The sequence below is a fragment of the Enterobacter sp. AC1 genome, from assembly GCF_050434705.1.
GTDB classification, from domain to species: Bacteria; Pseudomonadota; Gammaproteobacteria; order Enterobacterales; family Enterobacteriaceae; genus Enterobacter; species Enterobacter cloacae_L.
Window position 1 is genome coordinate 387,964 of sequence record NZ_JBNDIZ010000003.1, and the last position, 17,862, is coordinate 405,825.

The 17,862-nt window shown below is 49.2% G+C and carries 18 protein-coding genes and 1 tRNA gene; 4 read left to right on the forward strand and 15 right to left on the reverse strand.

Going from position 1 to position 17,862, the window contains the following annotated elements:
- Window positions 1-11: 11 nt before the first annotated feature.
- Window positions 12-1,019 (reverse strand): nucleoid-associated protein YejK, encoded by a 1,008-nt coding sequence (yejK, locus tag M2433_RS11565; RefSeq protein WP_047346586.1) that lies wholly within the window; start codon window positions 1,017-1,019, stop codon window positions 12-14.
- Window positions 1,020-1,153: 134 nt separating this feature from the next.
- Between yejK and M2433_RS11570 the strand changes: the two genes are divergently transcribed.
- From M2433_RS11570 to M2433_RS11580, 3 genes are all read left to right on the forward strand, one after another.
- Window positions 1,154-1,381: a YejL family protein gene (locus M2433_RS11570; protein ID WP_014884596.1), complete on the forward strand. Its 228-nt coding sequence runs from the start codon at window positions 1,154-1,156 to the stop codon at window positions 1,379-1,381.
- Window positions 1,382-1,400: 19 nt separating this feature from the next.
- Complete coding sequence (gene yejM, locus M2433_RS11575) at window positions 1,401-3,161, forward strand: LPS biosynthesis-modulating metalloenzyme YejM (protein ID WP_429054271.1); 1,761 nt, start codon at window positions 1,401-1,403, stop codon at window positions 3,159-3,161.
- A gap of 72 nt (window positions 3,162-3,233) precedes the next feature.
- Window positions 3,234-3,310 (forward strand) — tRNA-Pro (locus tag M2433_RS11580).
- A gap of 214 nt (window positions 3,311-3,524) precedes the next feature.
- Here the strand turns inward: M2433_RS11580 and M2433_RS11585 are convergent.
- The 13 genes from M2433_RS11585 to M2433_RS11645 all read right to left on the reverse strand — a co-directional run bounded on the left by M2433_RS11585 (window position 3,525) and on the right by M2433_RS11645 (window position 15,299).
- Window positions 3,525-4,670 (reverse strand): hypothetical protein, encoded by a 1,146-nt coding sequence (locus tag M2433_RS11585; RefSeq protein ID WP_429054270.1) that lies wholly within the window; start codon window positions 4,668-4,670, stop codon window positions 3,525-3,527.
- Between the two features lie 3 nt (window positions 4,671-4,673).
- On the reverse strand, window positions 4,674-4,940 hold the full coding sequence (locus M2433_RS11590) for a PAAR domain-containing protein (protein WP_429054668.1): 267 nt from the start codon (window positions 4,938-4,940) through the stop codon (window positions 4,674-4,676).
- 55 nt (window positions 4,941-4,995) lie between these two features.
- Window positions 4,996-5,562 (reverse strand): tetratricopeptide repeat protein, encoded by a 567-nt coding sequence (locus M2433_RS11595; RefSeq protein WP_429054268.1) that lies wholly within the window; start codon window positions 5,560-5,562, stop codon window positions 4,996-4,998.
- A 77-nt stretch (window positions 5,563-5,639) separates the two neighbouring features.
- Window positions 5,640-6,065: a DUF2931 family protein gene (locus M2433_RS11600; RefSeq protein ID WP_429054266.1), complete on the reverse strand. Its 426-nt coding sequence runs from the start codon at window positions 6,063-6,065 to the stop codon at window positions 5,640-5,642.
- Between the two features lie 302 nt (window positions 6,066-6,367).
- On the reverse strand, window positions 6,368-7,015 hold the full coding sequence (locus tag M2433_RS11605; RefSeq protein WP_429054265.1) for a DUF2931 family protein: 648 nt from the start codon (window positions 7,013-7,015) through the stop codon (window positions 6,368-6,370).
- A complete protein-coding gene (locus M2433_RS11610; protein ID WP_429054263.1) occupies window positions 7,012-8,580 on the reverse strand; it encodes a T6SS phospholipase effector Tle1-like catalytic domain-containing protein in 1,569 nt (522 codons plus the stop codon). Before M2433_RS11610 ends, M2433_RS11605 begins: the two co-directional genes overlap by 4 nt.
- Entirely contained in the window at window positions 8,577-11,123 is a 2,547-nt protein-coding gene (locus tag M2433_RS11615; RefSeq protein WP_429054261.1) for a type VI secretion system Vgr family protein, read from the reverse strand. The genes M2433_RS11610 and M2433_RS11615 overlap by 4 nt, the downstream gene beginning before the upstream one ends.
- Before the next feature lie 61 nt (window positions 11,124-11,184).
- The gene (locus tag M2433_RS11620; protein ID WP_429054260.1) at window positions 11,185-11,412 is read right to left on the reverse strand and encodes a hypothetical protein; all 228 of its coding nucleotides are present in this window, start codon (window positions 11,410-11,412) and stop codon (window positions 11,185-11,187) included.
- A 62-nt stretch (window positions 11,413-11,474) separates the two neighbouring features.
- Complete coding sequence (locus tag M2433_RS11625) at window positions 11,475-11,816, reverse strand: tlde1 domain-containing protein (protein ID WP_429054259.1); 342 nt, start codon at window positions 11,814-11,816, stop codon at window positions 11,475-11,477.
- Between the two features lie 23 nt (window positions 11,817-11,839).
- Window positions 11,840-12,574 (reverse strand): hypothetical protein, encoded by a 735-nt coding sequence (locus tag M2433_RS11630; RefSeq protein WP_429054257.1) that lies wholly within the window; start codon window positions 12,572-12,574, stop codon window positions 11,840-11,842.
- 125 nt (window positions 12,575-12,699) lie between these two features.
- On the reverse strand, window positions 12,700-13,191 hold the full coding sequence (gene tssB / locus M2433_RS11635) for a type VI secretion system contractile sheath small subunit (protein ID WP_429054255.1): 492 nt from the start codon (window positions 13,189-13,191) through the stop codon (window positions 12,700-12,702).
- A gap of 535 nt (window positions 13,192-13,726) precedes the next feature.
- Window positions 13,727-14,914: an MFS transporter gene (locus M2433_RS11640; protein WP_429054254.1), complete on the reverse strand. Its 1,188-nt coding sequence runs from the start codon at window positions 14,912-14,914 to the stop codon at window positions 13,727-13,729.
- Between the two features lie 124 nt (window positions 14,915-15,038).
- Entirely contained in the window at window positions 15,039-15,299 is a 261-nt protein-coding gene (locus tag M2433_RS11645; RefSeq protein ID WP_008500962.1) for a DUF2534 family protein, read from the reverse strand.
- Window positions 15,300-15,507: 208 nt separating this feature from the next.
- On the opposite strand from M2433_RS11645, the gene eco reads away from it, so the two are divergent.
- The gene (gene eco / locus M2433_RS11650; RefSeq protein WP_429054252.1) at window positions 15,508-16,011 is read left to right on the forward strand and encodes a serine protease inhibitor ecotin; all 504 of its coding nucleotides are present in this window, start codon (window positions 15,508-15,510) and stop codon (window positions 16,009-16,011) included.
- A 103-nt stretch (window positions 16,012-16,114) separates the two neighbouring features.
- Here the strand turns inward: eco and mqo are convergent, their stop codons facing one another.
- Window positions 16,115-17,764, reverse strand: a complete 1,650-nt coding sequence (gene mqo, locus M2433_RS11655) for a malate dehydrogenase (quinone) (protein WP_429054251.1) — start codon at window positions 17,762-17,764, stop codon at window positions 16,115-16,117.
- Window positions 17,765-17,862 lie beyond the last annotated feature (98 nt).

The window sequence follows — 17,862 nt, forward strand, 5'->3', positions numbered from 1 at the left end:
TTTTATGGCTGCTATTTACCGCCAGAGGTGCGGCGCTGAAGCTGATCGCGCAGGTTCGGCGGCGTGCCTTTGATGGTCAGCGTGTCGGTGGCCGGATCCCAGAAGATGCGTTCCCCCAACAGCATGGCGTCAAAGTTGATGGTTAACCCGCCGCCGCTGCCGGCAAACTTGGTTAACTGACGCAGCGTACTGCGATCCGCCGGGAAGCTCTCTTCAAGCTCGTAGCCTTTATCCGCGGTGAATTCCTGGAAGCTGACTTCGCTCACGCCCGCCAGCTCTTTTGACAGCGACTCCAGCTCAATCTCCTCCCCTGCCTGCAGCTGTTCGTTGCAGTAGCTGTAAACCTGCTGGCGTACGTTCTGACGCTCAGATTTATCGAGCTGTGCTTCAGCCGTGAAGTCATCAACCGCCTGGAGCAGACCTTTGTTCTGCGCTTTGGCGTTAAGACCTTCGCTGGCACCGAGGAAGTCCATGAAGAAATCAGCCACTTTTCGGCCCACGCGCCCCTTCAGGAAAGTCAGGTAGCGGGTCGACTCCGGGTTCGTTTCCCACTCGGTCAAATCAATACGCGCCACGATATCCGCATGGTTGATATCCAGATAATGGGTCGAACTGATATCCAGCTGCTCGTTCACGCGCATGCTGCTTAAGTTATTCAGCACGGTAACCAGCAGATACTCTACGGCCAGATAGCGATAGTGGCAGAACAGCACGATCCCGCCATCGGCGAAGGGATATTTCGCCAGTTCGTCGCGCAGACGGCCGGTTGCGGCACGGCTAAACGCCAGGAAATCCTCTTCACCCTGACGCTGCAGGCGCAGACTATCCGCCAGTTCACTCTCTTCGCTGAACAGACCATAGGCTTTATTTTTGGCGCTGTAGACGCGATGCAGCTCTGCCATCATCTCCACAACGGTCGCCGTGGGTTCCAGTAACGAATCGCGCAGCACCACTTCAAGGGTTTGCTCATCGCGCTTGATAAGCTGGTGCAAGGCAATCTGGTTGATTTCCAGACTCATGATAAACTCTCCTTTTAGACCGGGCGGTATTCAACCACCACCAGGACATGTGTGCAACAACAGATAAAAAAGGGGAAAAAAAGCTGTTGCTACGGTAATATGTTGCCCTTTCATCAACAAACTGATTTTGATTTATGCCACAACATTCCCGCTACAGTGATGAACACGTTGAACAACTGCTCAGTGAGCTGGTCAACGTACTGGAAAAACATAAAACGCCGACCGATCTCTCCCTGATGGTTTTGGGAAATATGGTCACCAACCTTATTAACACCAGCGTTGCTCCGGCTCAGCGTCAGGCGATCGCAAAATCTTTCGCCCAGGCTTTACAGTCATCCGTCAGCAACGACCAGGCCCATTAAGGGATACGAACAACAGTTTATGGTGACGAATCGTCAGCGCTACCGTGAAAAAGTCTCCCAGATGGTCAGCTGGGGGCACTGGTTTGCCCTGTTCAACATTCTGTTGGCGACGGTCATTGGCTGTCGTTATCTTTTTGTCGCAGACTGGCCAACAACGCTAACCGGGCGGATCTACTCCTGGATGAGCGTTGTGGGTCACTTTAGCTTTTTGGTTTTCGCCACCTATCTGCTGATCCTGTTCCCCCTGACGTTTATCGTCATGTCGCAGCGTCTGATGCGGTTCTTGTCCGCTATCCTTGCGACGGTGGGGATGACGCTGCTGCTTATCGACAGCGAAGTGTTCACCCGCTTCCACCTGCATCTCAACCCCATCGTCTGGGAACTGGTGATTAACCCCGACCAGAATGAAACGGCCCGTGACTGGCAGCTGATGTTTATCAGCGTCCCGGTGATCCTGTTGATTGAGATGCTGTTTGCCACCTGGAGCTGGCAAAAACTTCGTAGTCTGACCCGGCGACGCCATTATGCGAAGCCCGTCGCCACGCTCTTTTTCGTCTCTTTTATCAGTTCGCACATCATGTATATCTGGGCGGATGCGAACTTCTATCGCCCTATTACCATGCAGCGCGCTAACCTGCCGCTCTCGTATCCAATGACGGCCCGTCGCTTCCTTGAGAAACATGGCCTGCTTGATGCGCAGGAGTATCAGCGCCGCCTGGTCGAACAGGGTAACCCGGAAGCCGTCAGCGTTCAGTATCCGCTGAGCGACCTGCGCTATCGCGACATGGGCCGCGGGCAAAACGTCCTGCTGATCACCGTCGACGGCCTGAACTATTCCCGTTACGAGAAGCAGATGCCTGTCCTGGCCGAGTTTGCGAGTCAAAACGTCACGTTTACTCAGCATATGAGCTCCGGTAACTCAACCGATGCGGGCATCTTTGGCCTCTTCTACGGTATTTCAGCCGGCTACATGGACGGCGTACTCTCTACCCGCACACCTGCGGCGCTGATCACCGGGCTGAATCAGCAAGGTTACCAGTTAGGGCTGTTCTCATCAGATGGCTTTAACAGCCCGCTCTACCGTCAGGCACTGCTGTCAGATTTCTCACTGCCGCCGGCGCAAGATCAGTCCGACGCGCAGACCGCCAGCCAATGGATCAACTGGCTGCAGCGCTACGCGCAGGAAGATAACCGCTGGTTCTCATGGGTTGCCTTTAACGGCACAACGCTTGCCAACAGTAATAAGAATGACTTTGCGCGACGCTACGGCCGTGCGGCTGGCGATGTCGATGCGCAGATAGGCCGCGTGCTAAACGCGTTACGCGAGTCAGGCAAGCTGGACAACACCGTGGTGATCGTCACCGCAGGCCACGGCGTCCCGTTGGGCAACGAGACGAAGAGTATGAGCTGGTCACGCCCGAACCTGCATGTTCCACTGGTGATCCACTGGCCTGGCACCCCGGCTCAGCGCATCAATATGCTTACCGAGCATAAAGATGTCATGACCACCCTGATGCAACGCCTGCTGCACGTCAGCACGCCAGCAAACGAGTATTCGCAGGGGCAGGATCTCTTCAGCGCCGCGCGCCGCCATAACTGGGTCACGGCTGCCGGAAGTAACACGCTGGTGGTGACCACGCCGAAGCTGACGCTGGTGCTGAACAGCAACGGGAATTACCAGACGTATAATCTGCAGGGTGAACGGTTGAAAGACCAGAAACCGCAGCTGAGCCTGCTGCTGCAGGTCCTGACGGATGAGAAGCGTTTCATCGCTAACTGATTAATTATAAACCAGTTAGCGACAGATTCCCTTGCATTCAAAACGGAATCGAGTAGTATTCTTTCTATGCGTCGGCACGTAGCGCAGCCTGGTAGCGCACCGTCATGGGGTGTCGGGGGTCGGAGGTTCAAATCCTCTCGTGCCGACCAAAAATACTTTGAAAACCAGCCTGATGGCTGGTTTTTTTATGCCTTGTGTTTGCTTACGCAACCTGTATTCCTGCCCTGACGAAGTTGAGCAGGAACAATGTCACCGCCCCGCAGCAGAAGTATCCTCCGTCTTCCTGCTGGAACTGCCCTTTAAGGCCGGGCGGAAGCGGTGCCGGTTACAGCAGGAAGCTGTATTCTACGGCTCCAGCGAAGACTATAAAGGGTTCCCTATAGTCACGGTATTCATATAACGTCGTTCTTCGTCACTGGAAAGCATCAGGCAGTCCTCTTTCGTTAGCGCAACAATATCGCTGGCGACGGCTGCCAGAATCCAGGGTGAGAAGGGACCGCTGAGTCCAGCGTACTTTTCCAGCCAGTGACATTGCAGTGGTTTCCAGCTGCCTTCATGTTTTTTCGCACTGGCCAGGAGCGTCGAAAAATCCCTCCCCCATGCGACGCTATCTCCCACAATCGCCCCCGTAGTAAGGGACTGTGACTGGGTCGACAAAAAGGTGTCGAATTCCTCTGTCATATCCTGAGTCGGCTCAAGCACCATGGGCCGTAGTAAACGAGCGTGATGAGTGAGCTGATATTGGGTTGCAACATCATCTGAGGTTAACAATAGGGTCGCAAGCGCATCACTGTAGGTATCTCCTCCCTGCGTCTGCTGAATAAGTAACAGTTCAACATCCAGAATCGGTGCTTTGATGCGTTCTTCAATCGACTGGAAAGTTTTTTCGGTCACAATGTTCAGCTCAGGCACTGGACGAGCCAGAAAAATCGTCTGCCAGGCTTTAGTAAAGAAGGTTTGTAATGTGGCTGGTTCGTCTCTGGAATCCGTCAGCAGTGTTACACCGAAAGGTAAATCTGGCGGTACCTTTGTCAGTTGATTTTCAAGTCCCATAAGCAGGATCGGGAAATGGGCGTCTGTATCGGGCAACACCAACCGCTTTGCTAAATGCGTAGATTGTTCCAGACCAGGCGGAGAAGTCAGAAAAAGTTTTGGAGTCAGGTTGTGTGATAACATTACCCCGCAATGCAAGACCGCGAGATAACGGCCGGCCCACGCTGTCCATTGCTGCTGCGCATATTCTGCTTCATCAGATTCAAACTGATGTTTGTCACAGGCGTTGTTATAAATCCAGCCACGCAGGCAAAGGAAAAAAAACCAGACAAGTAGCGGACAGGCTGTGATGATCCAGATATTGTAACCCATCAAAAAGCCAGCCAGCTTATTGGCATGCAGGACGAACAGCAGCACACTCCCAACTAGCGAAACGATACCCAGCATTAACCATAGTGATAATGAAGGCTCTTCAGGCATTGCAGATACTGTTGATTTCTGACGTTCCCAACTCATTATTTATCCTATTGCACAATCCGGTGCGCTGGAGATCACCTGGCATCCACATTCACAGTGACAACCATCCACAACAACAGACTTACCGTCAGAAATCCATTCCGAGGAGCCCTCAATAATGGCATTGATGCCATGTCCTACAACCGGACAATTAACATTATCGCCAACCAGAGCGACACTTTTTCCATTGACAATCAAGGTAGATGAGGCTGAAATTACCTCACCACCATGCGTGGTTTTATCACCAAGCAATACAAAACCTTTAGACATATGAAAATCCATTTTTAAAGCTCCACATTTGCATTTCTCCATGCAGATAAGATCATTACTTCTTTATTTTTAATTCCTTTAACTTATCACACGCATTTGAATCACCTCCGGAGCAACTTATTTGGAATAATGAGAGAGCCTGATTTTTATTTTTAGTTATTCCTTTACCATCAAAGTACATCGTACCTAAATGATACATAGCTGAAGGCTCGCCTTGTTTAACTGCAAGCTCAAGAAAATTTTTGGCTTTATCATAATCTACAGCGACACCCTCACCATAAAGGTATGCGTAACCTAAATACATCTGAGCTTTAGCACTGTTGTTTTTCGCAGCCTTCTCATACCAGTAATTGGCCTTTTCGTAGCTCTGAGTAGTTTCTTTACCATAGTAATACATATCACCCAAATCAACCTGAGCATCCGTGTTTCCGAGCTCAGCAGCGATCTGATAGAGTTCAAAGGCTTTTTTCATATCCTTTGGAACACCCATGCCCATACGATACATATTGGCTATTGTATTTGCATCATCTGCTTTAGTTGTTGATGTTGGATCTATAATGGCCATTTCAGCAAAGCATGGGACGGCGATAAAAAGCAATACTAATACGCAAAATTGTTTCATAAAACACCTTTCACACAAATATGACAATTCATTAACAGTGAATGACGCTTATCATTAAAATTAACTATTTGCAGTAATCACCATTTACTATAAGGATATTTCTTGCCTTTGATAAAGTCTGGAGTATCTCCATAGTATGTAAATCCATTGGGATGGCCAGTTATGTTCTTACACATATCTAAATCCATCCCTGAAACCGTTGTAATTTCTGTGCCTGTCTGCTCAAGGTTAGGCCTGCCATTATTTTTTAGCCAGACCCTGACCTTTCCTTCAGGAGCAAGGCCAATCACCATATACTTAAAGTAATAAGTATCCTCAGGACTATAGTTGCTGGGTTCCGTGCTTAGCATTTTGTTTTTAGTTTCAGAAGAGAACACCAGTGTGGTTTCATAAACTTTTTTGTCAATAATCGAATCCCAGCAAAATTGTATAACTTGCGGGGGAGAGGAGGCTTTATTAAAAGGCGAAGTACCCTTTCCTGCATGCTGACTCCATGTGCCCACACTTTACCCTTGTGGCTGGTCTATTGTCCGAAAAACCTTTCCATAGCCATTGACATCAATAAGCTTTACAAGTGTCCCCTGCGCAGGTAACGCTTTGGCGTGTCGAAAAGGTAAAGTACCACTCATCAAAAGGGGCTTTAATCTTCCCTTGCTGGTCAGTGGCCGAACTGCTGTTGCAGCCCACCAGAAGAACAAATGGTAACAGTGTGGTAATCAATCTCATGCTTTTATTCCTTCTTATGCTATACCACACAAGGCATATTGGAGGTCGGAATGTTTAAGTCATTTGCTATTTTACTTCACTACCAAACACCGTAAGGGTATTTTTTATTTTTTATAAACTCAATTGTATCGTCATCATACCCATAGCTAAAGTCACTATTTGTCACTCCTTTACACATATCCAATTCTTTACCAGAAACCGTTATAATTTCCGTGCCGGTCTGTTCAAGATTAGGCCTGCCGTTATCTTTTAGCCAGACCCTGACCTTTCCTTCAGGAGCAAGGCCAATCACCATATACTTAAAGTAATAAGTATCCTCAGGACTATAGTTGCTGGGTTCCGTGCTTAGCATTTTGTTTTTAGTTTCAGAAGAGAATACCAGTGTGGTTTCATAAACTTTTTTGTCAATAATCGAATCCCAGCAAAATTGTATAACTTGCGGGGGAGAGGAGGCTTTATTAAAAGGCGAGGTCCCCTTTCCTGCATGCTGACTCCATGTGCCCACACTTTGCCCTTGTGGCTGGTCTATTGTCCAAAATACCTTTCCATAACCATTGACATCAATAAGCTTTACAAGTGTTACCTGCGCAGGTAACGCTTTGGGTGTCGAAAAGGTAAAGTACCACTCATCAAAAGGGGCTTTAATCTTCCCTTGCTGGTCAGTGGCCGAACTGCTGTTGCAGCCCACCAGAAAAATAAATGGTAACAGTGTGGTAATCAATCTCATACTTTTTCTCCTTTCATATTCCATACAGCGCGGGTCCAGTCGGGGTTTGGTCGATTAATAAATCCAAATACCTCATTCGCTTTTACTGCCCCATATATCGTTCTAATATGGTCGCCATCAAGCCATACAGTTTTGAATTCAACGGGATTCCAGTTTGCTGAGCAGTGAATGTATTTTCCAATAAACTGAATTTCTGCTGAAGAAAAATGCACAGGGGTATCTCCACCTCTAACCGATTTTCCTTGATTGATCGCCTTTTGGCATAAATCTTCTAACTCAGGATGTATTCTTAAGTCGTCATTAGTCTTTCTTATTGGGTTAAACACACTACCAGCATCAATGGCGGCATCCAACATCACCCGTAAACTGACCTTGCTCCAGTCATTGGGGATGACTCGCTGACATGTCACTGCAGCGCCAACACGTTTTTCTATTATCTCCTGGCGCCGTTTATCATGGTTTACCAGATAGTCATACCAAGTTTCAGTTTTTATCTCACCACTAGCCATTAAAGGGTTTAGTGTAGGGAAAGTCCTCAAATCAGGTATTTCAGCTGCTGTTTGTCGGTAAATATCCGTAATTTCAGGAGGAACGCTTTCCCTGACCGTTTCATTTTTTGGCTTAGTTAAAAAATAATATTCCTTTTCATTTGGGTTATAACCGCCACCAATATCGGAATGTACCCCGGGGAGAGAAAGTTCTGGCCATGATTCTTTTATACTGTTCAGGCTAAAGTTATATCGACACTCGTGCATCGCAGCTATCTGGAAAACCTTCTGCGCGATATCGGAAGGCAAATCTAAATCTACTCCAGGGTTAACCGCTTCGTGCGGGTCAAGACCTACAGCACAAACAGTGTCAAACAAGCCGATAAATCTAACTTCCCCGGCAGGTTTGCCATGTTGGTTTCGGCCTTTAAGCCCTTCAATTATTGCTTGCTGAATAGCCTTGTCATTATTTCTGACGCAATTTGCAAAATGACGAGCAGCTGCCGCTCCCCGACTGAAACCAAAAATATCGAATTGAATTTTTTGAATTGCATTCGTTACATTGCTGCCTTCTCCCAGCAGGGCCTGGATTTCATTTGCAATCTTAGATATGCCCTCATCGGTTTTATCTACAACACCTTCTGATAATGTCCCTGTTCCCATCGCAAGCAAGCTGTCTTCTTTTCCTTTTTGCGTTCCAATACCTTGAATATAAACAGCGCGCTGAAAAAGTAACTTATCTTCAATAATATTGTCATCAATAGAATAAAGTGTATTCAACCAATGAATGTTTGAATAGTACCCCATATAACTACCGTTACCATTTGCACTCATCCCCAGTTTTTTGGTACAAAGTTCAAGATCTTCCTTCTTTAGACCAACATCAAGGTGTGTGCAGCTCTTTAACAGGCGCTCATCTGTATTGAAAACATTGTTCCCTGTACCATCAAAAAACATCCCGATAGTAATCGTAATTCCTGGTACAGGCTTACGCTTACAGACGACTGTTTTTTCTGAAATGTTTACATCAGTAAAGTGTTCACAGTCACTGGCTTCCCATGCATGGTAATCAGTCATGATTTATTGCTCCCTGCAGTTGAGTTACCGGTTCCTAGTATTTCAATATTGATTTTACCCGGCATTGAAGTGTAAATCGGCAAAGTTTTGCCATTTTCATCTGACGTCCCCGTGAATACATGGCCTTCAGCGGTAGTGATCTTGTATTCAGTCTTTGGAATGATGTTTCCACCATCATCCTTGAGAGCGTAAACGCCACCATAACCTTTAGGAAATTCATGTGGAGGCGAGCTTATTGTGGCTGGCCCCATCTTCTGAGCATTTGCACATTTCAACAGAATATTACCTTCACAGCCCAGAATTATATTTTTACCCTGCAACTGAATGAACGACCCATCCAGGTTTTTCAGCACAACATCTTTCGCCGCTGTGATTTCGACCCTCCCTTCCGTACTGGTCACGGTGACATCTTTTTTGGCGATTGCATCCAGTGCGTCATCCTGAGCCTGAATTTCCACCTTGCCCTTAGCCGCAAAGAGTTTCATTCCGGCCTTACGGGCCAGCATGCTCACAGCTTCACCCGCCGCGACTGTAAAACGCCTCAGTGCACTGATGTCAGTATTCTGTTGGGACATAATTCCTACGCTGGCACTACCCGATGCCATACGAACCGCCTGCGGGCTGGTAATGCTTACTCCTTCAGGCGCATTTAGCACCATTCCTGGCTGGGCAAGGTCTTTAAGAGCATCAGTCAACTTCACATGGCTCTGGATATCAGCAGGAAGTGCTTGTGCCGTTTCTGCAGCATCAGACAAACTTCTGGCAATACTCAGTGCATTTTCCAACTGGGCAATAGCTTCCTGCATCGAAAGCATCTTGTTCCCGGCAAACGGCTGTTTATCTGCTGTGATAAATACACCAGCTCCACCGCGAACGGCCACCCATTTATCAGTACGTAACTCCGCACCTTCACCCCGAAGCACCCTGTCAGCATCCACGTTATGACCTAAATTAAGCTGCGTCTTACCGCCGTACTCTGTACTGAGCTTAATATGCTCCTCACCGCGCTTGTCCTCCATCCGCAGCTTGTTCAGGCCGGCTGTGCGGATAACATTGCGCGTGCTGTTCAGCTCGGTAACATGGTCAACGTGGCGGGAGTCATGCATTGCGTGCGCAATATACGGTCGGTCAGGGTCACCTTCATGGAACGCAATCGCAACCTCTGTGCCATGTATCAGCGGGAAGTGGAAGCCGTATTTATCACCGCCGTAGGGTTTGGCGAAGCGCACCGGCATACTTTCCATGCCCTGGCGCTTGTCGTCACGGTCAGCATCAAATTTCACCCGGTACATGCCCGAGGCATCCTGCCAGGCGTAGATATCGTTATCTTTGGCGCTGGTCACCCGCGCCATCAGGGTCCCGCTCACCACCGGGCGTTTTTTCGCCTCCGGGCGCCAGCAACGGTTCTCGTAATACGGCATGGCCGCCCAGTCCACCTTCAGCGCATTCTTCCGGCTGGCGGTGTAGCTGGCACGGATGATTACAACGCCATTTTCCGTTTCCCGGGGCAGCGTCTGCGGTATGGCCGTTTCGGTGATAGTCAGCACCTGCGCCGGGCCGAGGGTGTGGTCGGTGCTGCTGCCGGTTATGGTGGTCTGGTTCGACAGAAAACGTTCATGCTCCAGACGCGCCCAGAAGTTGCCGGTTTCCGCCGCGGGGTTAATCTTGTCGCCACGCTCAAGGTGACGCGGGCGGTAATGGTACACATCGCCGTAGGTGTTTCCCTCACCGTCGCCTCGGGTCATGTCCGCCGGTACCGAGGTCAGGATGTTCTGCGCTTCACGGTGGTTATAGTCGCTGGCCGTCACCGAGCGCGCCACCACGTTGTGCAAGACATGCACCCCCCACACCGAATCAACGCCGTTGTCATTTGCCCCCGACGGGCTGTTCAGCGGCAGGTTTTTACCGAACGTCCAGGCGCTCTGTTTGTCAGCAAAATGCACCACTTCAGTCTGCGTGTCGGGCTGCAGAGTGAAGAAGTAGAAAATTCCCACTTCGGCCAGCAGACGTTCAATAAAGGCAAGGTCGCTTTCCTGGTACTGGTTTATCTGCTCGCGCTTCGGGTAACTCTGTCTGAGGTTAAACTCATACTCCCAGCCATGCAGGTTATGCTCCTGCAATACCTGCTCCACCACTTCCGGGACAGATTTGTTGACGAAAAAGCGGTGGGTACGGAACTGGTTACCCAGCAGCGCCAGAAACGGCTCCAGCACGATACAGTAGTGCGCTTCCTCGGCTGAACCACCGGTACGTTCAAAACGGGTCACCACCCCGTGAACAACCTTGCGCTCCGTCAGGGAGAGCAGGTTACCCGCCCCCATGGTCAGGGTCGCCGGCTTACTCAGCATCTGGCGGGCATCAATGTTTTTATCGGCGCTGGTGAAATTGATGGTGTAGCTGTACAGCTCACTCACCGCCTCCGATCCCCTGAAATCCTCCACGTCGATATCTGCCGTGCAGGAAGGGATATCGAGGCGGTAGCGGTTCAGGGATTTTCCGGCGAAGGTGGTCACCATCGTGTTCAGGGTATCCGTCAGACTCATGGCGTTGACTCCATTATGTAATCGATTATTCCATTAGGGTGGGTCAAAGAAGTAGGCGTAGTTATCTTTTGGGGTGTTTGCACAGCAAGAAAAAAAGTTTCATCAGGAGAAACGCCCCGACAATACACAACGTTGTTTTAATCATGATGATATGAATTTCGAAGCTGTCCATTGCTTCTTCTCCGTCATCACTAATCGGGATATGGGCTTTCACAAAACTCGCAATCCATGCATCGGGTATGAAGTGGCTCCCGCTCCAGAACAGCACAATAAACAGCAGGATTTTCATTCGGCATTCTCCGCTCGCTTTTTCAAAGCCTTCTGTGTCCGGCGTTTCTCTGCCTCTTTTCTTTATTCGGTCTCTTTCTCGCGCAGGCTATAGTCCGGAGTACCGCGCACATCGATACGGGCATAGGCCTTCAGGCCATTGCCACCAGGGACCGGAAATGCCCCCCGCTGAAGCAACAGGCGGCTTAGGTGCTGAAAATCGCAGTAACGACGCAGGGTGATACAGCCCCAGAATTCACCGGAACCATCGCTGTTCAGCGGATGAAGGCGAAAGCCTGTGCGGTTAAGGCCATTCACATTCAGGCTGTCTTTTTTCGTTTTGTCGCTGAACAGGGCAAACCATTCGAAATGGTGATTTCGGTAGCGCATTTCTGCATCGAAATAGCGCAGGGTCTGATCTTTCATATGCGTTCCAGCAGGAGTTAACCCTAGTGTTGTTGCCCGATGATTAAGCGTAGAAACGTGAGGGAGACAGGGAAAAATACGATATCTGCAGCAAGTGCCACAGGTGTGAGCACAATGTTTGTAGCAAGATTCTTCGGATAAAAATCGGTTTCATTGCCGGTCGCGTAAAATTCAACTTTATACTTTCGCCCCAGTGACTCGGTATTGGTAAATGTATAATTGATACTTTTCCTTGGAAGAACCATGCCCTCAATATTGACGTCTTTCCAGTATCCCCCCTTCGAACTCTGGAAGCCTGCATGCTTAATGACACCTATATCGTATTCTGAAAGCTCACCTTCGCTTTTATTAACCCAGACACGTAACAAATCCTTGAATCGAACGACAGCATCCCCTTTTACAGGATGAGCCAACTGGAGCTTGAGCGTATTTTCTTCTTTACCTGCAATCAGTGGAAATTTGTCTGTTAACTTGTTTAAAGACAGTAACTCATCAGCCCCCCTTGTCAGAATATAGATATTTTTTTCACCTAAAAATGCAATACCTTCCGAAGGAATAATCAGAGGTATATTGGTCTTATCCTGAACAACAGAAGCGGAGATATTTTCATACTGAAAAATATCGGTGACATTATCCTGCATTTTCATAACATTCACCCGATGACTACCTGAGACTTTATTTCCACCCCACAAAATTGCTGTACACCCGGCCAGTAATAGCACCATGACAATGCATGCTGCAAAGTTAGTTATTTTCATGAAACTTTATATTCCTAAAATCATTAATATCACCGGCATCATTTTCCGGCACTCATTTCTTTGCATTAACCACACAGGACTGCCGCGCGAGCAGGATCGATAATCCATTAAAAGACGAGCACCACTCATTTCGGCGCCAGAGCACTCATTTCGTCGCGTAATTCCTGAGACAGCGCCGGGTCTTTAAGAATTTTCTCTAGTTCTTTTCTGAAAGTGGCGTTATCAAGAAGGTTGGATTTGAGATCCCGTAATAAGTTACGCATGGCAAGCATGGCGCGAAGTTGTGGGATCTGGCGGGCGACCTGCTCCGGTTCGAAGTCTTTAATATCGGAAAAATTCAGTTTAATAGCTTCCTCAGAACCATCGTCCGACAGCGTATTCTTCACACTCAGATTTACTTCCGGGTTAAATTCCGAAAGTACGCTATTGAAGTTGTTTTTATTGACGTTGATTTTTTCTCTTTCGGATAATGGTCGGTTCTCTTTGCCATTACTGAAATCACCGACGGTGAGAAGTTTAAGCGGCAGTTCGACTTTCTTCTGAGCACCTCCCGTATGCAGGGATAATTTTAAATTAATGCGCGCCTTGGGTACTTCATTCTGGAACGTATCAGCCATAGCAGTCCCTTTCCTTGAGGAATGATTGTTGAGTGAACGACGTTTCTTTGCGCAAGCATAATAGAGCAATGAACCAACCAAGATCAACTTTACAGATCAAAGATCTACGATAAGAATTTTCGTAAGTGTTTTATGCTAAAACAGAGTAATTAAAGCACTAGTTAACGACTTAATTATGGAGTGATTAAACCATATTTAGCTAACAAGGTAGTGTTAAAGTCGGCGGTAATGAGAAACAACAGATTTATTGTATGGTTAATGTATTTTATTGATGGACATCAATTTCATTGGAAAATTCTTATAAAGAGAGCACAAAAAACTATCGTTTAAGATAATCGGCTGATAAATGAATAAAGAATAAAGATGCAGAGTCCAGAAAAGGACCAGTTCCATAGCGAGAGTTAATGCATCAGAAAATTATATCACTCGGAATTTTCATTAACCCCTAAACTCTCTTTTGCAAAAAGCATGATAACTCATCAAAAAAAGGTCAACCAGAAACCATTATTTCCACATCATGGCATTCTAAGAAAAGTCATCTTGCCGCTTCTGGTGTTTTACGCAGATATACTAGCGCAACCAGGCAAATCACCGCACCAGCATAAAACGTATATTCTGCGCCAAACGTTTCCCATATCACCCCGGCTCCCACGCTGGCTATTAATAATCCCATGCCGCTGACCAGACTAAAAATACCGAAAGCCGTGCCGCGTAAATCCGCTGGCGCGGTTTTAGCAATCATTGCCGCCAGCAATCCTTGCGTCATCCCCATATGTACGCCCCAAAGCGCAACGCCTAAAATAATACCCGCCCAGTGGGTGCTTAGCGCCAGCACAATGTCTGCGCCTATCAGCACCACCAGCCCCCACTGCAGTAACCGGGTGTGGCTCATGACGTCAGATAACTTGCCAAACGGATAGGCAGAGAGGAAGTAGAGCAGATTCATCGCCACCATCACCAGCGGGATTAACGCCAGCGGTACGCCCGACTGCTGGGCACGCAGGACAAGAAATGCCTCACTGAAACGTGCGAGTGTGAAAACGGCGCCTAACCCAATCACCCACCAGCAGTTGCTACCCAACCGCTTCAGGTTCTCTTTTTTTATAGGATTCGAGTGCTTATGTTCAACAGGGGTTTTCGGCTCATGCAGCCCGAAGAAAAGCAATGCAACGGCGAGCACGCCCGGGATGACCGCAATCCAGAAAATAGTACGAAAATCATCGTTCCACAGCAGCATCAAGCCAACGGCCAGAAGCGGGCCGAGAAATGCGCCAACGGTGTCCATAGACTGACGCAGACCGAACGCTGCACCGCGCAACTCGGGCGGCGTAACGTCAGCGACCAGCGCATCGCGCGGTGCGCCACGGATCCCCTTCCCTACCCGGTCGATTAAGCGGGCCCCCAGAATCATGCCGGACGAAGAGGCAATAGCAAACAACGGTTTACTTAGCGCGCCGAGGCCATAGCCCAGCACCGCCAGCCCTTTACGTTTACCCAGATAGTCGCTGATTGCCCCGGAAAACACCTTGATAAACAGCGCAGTGGCTTCGGCCAGACCTTCGATCAAACCGATGAAAATCACGCTGGCTCCGAGCGTCGTCACCATAAACAGCGGTAGCAGGCTGTGAATGATCTCCGAGGAAATATCCATCAACATGCTGACCCCACCAACAACCCAGACGCCTTTCGGGATCCGGCTGAGCGTTGCAAACCGGGATAACATTGCGCATCTCCTGCTGTATGTAGAACATTTTGCTCGGAACAGAATATCCTGGAAGTGCGGGTAAAATATCGTCAGACATAAAAAAGCCACCCTGATGGGTGGCTTAGTTTTCGCATATCGACGCTTAGTGCTTCTCGCGACCGCCCAGGAAGAAAATGCCCAGCGGTATGGCCAGCAGAACGGTGAACACCAGGCTGTAGACGAAGATCATGGCCGACTGCAGGACGTACATGCTGGTCGTCCAGGCTGAGAGGGGGATATTGTACTGTTCGATAACGCCAACAATGGTTGCCCGCCCCACGCACGCGGCAGCAATCATAAATACCACCAGCAGCGCCAGGAGGAATTTGCGGCCTTCAGGTGTTTTAAGTTTTGCACGAACCATCTCTCTTCCCTTTACAGATGAATAACATTATAGAGTGCTTAAAATAACACGAACTGGCCCCCCACTCCACACCAGCACAAAAAACCACATAACACGCAAATTAAAAGCTTATAACTCTGTATATATTGAAAATGTAAGTAAATAACACCAATCATTTATTATTGTTATGTTAACCTGTGCAGGATCGTTTTGACATAAAGGAATGACAATGAAAAACGCACCTAAATTTGCCATCGCCCTCATCGCCGCCGCGTGCGCCAGCACCGGTGCTTTCGCCAGCGATACCCCAAAAGAGCAGCCGCTGGAAAAAGTTGCCCCGTATCCGAAAGCGGACAAAGGGATGAAGCGTCAGGTGATTCAGTTACCGGTTCAGCAGGATGAAGGGAACTTCAAAGTGGAACTGTTAATTGGCAAGACGCTGGAAGTGGACTGCAACCAGCACCGTCTGGGCGGTCAACTTGAAAGCAAAACGCTGGAAGGCTGGGGTTATGACTATTACGTCTTTGATAAAGTGACCTCTCCGGTCTCCACCATGATGGCCTGCCCGGACGGCAAAAAAGAGAAGAAATTTGTGACTGCGTATCTGGGTGACAACAGTCTGCTGCGTTACAACAGCAAGCTGCCAATCGTGGTATATACGCCTGAAAACGTCGAGGTGAAATATCGCGTGTGGAAGGCCGATGAGAATGTCGGACAAGCGGTAGTACGTTAAAACCAGGTCGGGTGCGCTCTGGTGCCCTCACCCCACCCCTCGCCCGCCGGGAGAGGGGGAAAATACCAAAAACGGCAACGTATGTTGCCGTTTTGCTTTTATCTTACAGCGCGATATCCGCAACCGGTTTGTTTTCCGGCTGAGGCTTCAGCTCCGCTTTTGGTGCAGCATCAGCAGACTGCGGCTTAACATATTGCAGCTGCAGCACGCGGCTGGTGTATTCCAGCTCCTGCTCCGTCGCGTCCACGTTACCGTTCAGCTTCGTGCCGTAGGATGGAATAATGGTTTTCAGCTTAGCCTGCCATTCCGGGCTGGAAACTTTATCCTTAAACACTTTTTCCATCAGGTGCAGCATGATTGGCGCAGCGGTAGACGCACCCGGTGACGCACCCAGCAGCGCGGCGATGGTGCCATCCTTATCGCTTACCACTTCCGTACCCAGACGCAGCACGCCGCCCTCTTTCGGATCGCGTTTGATGATTTGCACGCGCTGACCCGCCTGCCACAAACGCCAGTCTTCTTTCTTCGCCTGCGGATAGTACTCTTTCAGCGCCTCGAAACGGTCGTCGTCAGAGAGCATCACCTGGCTAATCAGGTATTTCACCAGGTCGAAGTTATCCAGCCCCACATCCATCATCGGCTTGACGTTAGAGGTGGTCGTGGCGCTCAGCAGATCCCACAGAGAGCCGTTTTTCAGGAACTTGGTGGAGAAGGTCGCGAACGGTCCGAACAGCACCACGCGCTTGCCGTCAAGCATACGGGTATCGATATGCGGAACGGACATTGGCGGCGCACCGACAGAAGCCTGGCCGTACACTTTTGCCAGATGACGATTCACCACTTCCGGGTTATCGGACACCAGGAACTGACCGCCAACCGGGAAGCCCGCATAGTCGTCCGCTTCCGGAATACCGGACTCCTGCAGCAGCTTCAGCGCCGCGCCACCTGCCCCAATAAACACAAACTTCGCCTTGATGACGTGTTCGGCTTCATTGTTTTTCAGATCGGCAACGGTCACGCTCCAGCTGTTATCCGCGTTGCGCTTGAAACCGCGCACTTCGGTGCTGAGCTGCAGGTTGAAGTTTTCTTTCTTCTTCAGAGACGTTACCAGCTGGCGGGTAATTTCACCGTAGTTGACGTCGGTACCAATTTCGGTGCGGGTCGCCGCGACTTTCTGGTTCGGGTCACGACCTTCCATGACCAGCGGAGCCCACTCTTTGATCTGCGCGTGGTCTTCAGAGTATTTCATGCCGCGGAACAGCGTGCTCTGCTGCAGAGCCGCGTAGCGCGCGCGCAGGAAGTTAACGTTCTGTTCGCCCCACACAAAGCTCATGTGCGGTACGGTATTGATGAAGGAGTGCGGATCGTGCATCACGCCGCTGTTGACCTGGTGAGACCAGAACTGGCGAGAAATCTGGAAGGCTTCGTTGATTTCTACCGCCTTCTCGATACTAATGGAACCGTCCTTTTTCTGCGGCGTATAGTTCAGTTCCATGAGTGCCGAATGTCCGGTACCGGCGTTATTCCAGCCGTTCGAACTCTCCTGCGCCACGCCATCAAGGCGCTCGACCATGGTCATTGACCAGTCCGGCTGCAGTTCTTGCAGATAGGTTCCCAGCGTGGCGCTCATGATACCGCCACCAATTAAAAGGACGTCCGTTTCCTGCTCTTTTGGTGCGTCAGCTTTCGCCGCCATAGAGACGGTGTTAAGCCCCACGGCCAGAGAAAAGAGCATGGCAGTCATTTTTTTCATAATTTATGCCTTAGTGTAAAAGTGCTTGATGCGTGGAAATTGCAGGTGAAAAAAGCTGCGGGGGCACGGTAACAACTTTTAAATATTGTTTAAAGGTT

Coding starts and splice junctions, on each gene's coding strand:
- yejK (WP_047346586.1), bottom strand. CDS start 1,019: ATGAGTCTGGAAATCAACCAGATTGCCTTGCACCAGCTTATCAAGCGC.
- M2433_RS11570 (WP_014884596.1), top strand. CDS start 1,154: ATGCCACAACATTCCCGCTACAGTGATGAACACGTTGAACAACTGCTC.
- yejM (WP_429054271.1), top strand. CDS start 1,401: ATGGTGACGAATCGTCAGCGCTACCGTGAAAAAGTCTCCCAGATGGTC.
- M2433_RS11585 (WP_429054270.1), bottom strand. CDS start 4,670: ATGAGTTGGGAACGTCAGAAATCAACAGTATCTGCAATGCCTGAAGAG.
- M2433_RS11590 (WP_429054668.1), bottom strand. CDS start 4,940: ATGTCTAAAGGTTTTGTATTGCTTGGTGATAAAACCACGCATGGTGGT.
- M2433_RS11595 (WP_429054268.1), bottom strand. CDS start 5,562: ATGAAACAATTTTGCGTATTAGTATTGCTTTTTATCGCCGTCCCATGC.
- M2433_RS11605 (WP_429054265.1), bottom strand. CDS start 7,015: ATGAGATTGATTACCACACTGTTACCATTTATTTTTCTGGTGGGCTGC.
- M2433_RS11610 (WP_429054263.1), bottom strand. CDS start 8,580: ATGACTGATTACCATGCATGGGAAGCCAGTGACTGTGAACACTTTACT.
- M2433_RS11615 (WP_429054261.1), bottom strand. CDS start 11,123: ATGAGTCTGACGGATACCCTGAACACGATGGTGACCACCTTCGCCGGA.
- M2433_RS11620 (WP_429054260.1), bottom strand. CDS start 11,412: ATGAAAATCCTGCTGTTTATTGTGCTGTTCTGGAGCGGGAGCCACTTC.
- M2433_RS11625 (WP_429054259.1), bottom strand. CDS start 11,816: ATGAAAGATCAGACCCTGCGCTATTTCGATGCAGAAATGCGCTACCGA.
- M2433_RS11630 (WP_429054257.1), bottom strand. CDS start 12,574: ATGAAAATAACTAACTTTGCAGCATGCATTGTCATGGTGCTATTACTG.
- tssB (WP_429054255.1), bottom strand. CDS start 13,191: ATGGCTGATACGTTCCAGAATGAAGTACCCAAGGCGCGCATTAATTTA.
- M2433_RS11640 (WP_429054254.1), bottom strand. CDS start 14,914: ATGTTATCCCGGTTTGCAACGCTCAGCCGGATCCCGAAAGGCGTCTGG.
- M2433_RS11645 (WP_008500962.1), bottom strand. CDS start 15,299: ATGGTTCGTGCAAAACTTAAAACACCTGAAGGCCGCAAATTCCTCCTG.
- eco (WP_429054252.1), top strand. CDS start 15,508: ATGAAAAACGCACCTAAATTTGCCATCGCCCTCATCGCCGCCGCGTGC.
- mqo (WP_429054251.1), bottom strand. CDS start 17,764: ATGAAAAAAATGACTGCCATGCTCTTTTCTCTGGCCGTGGGGCTTAAC.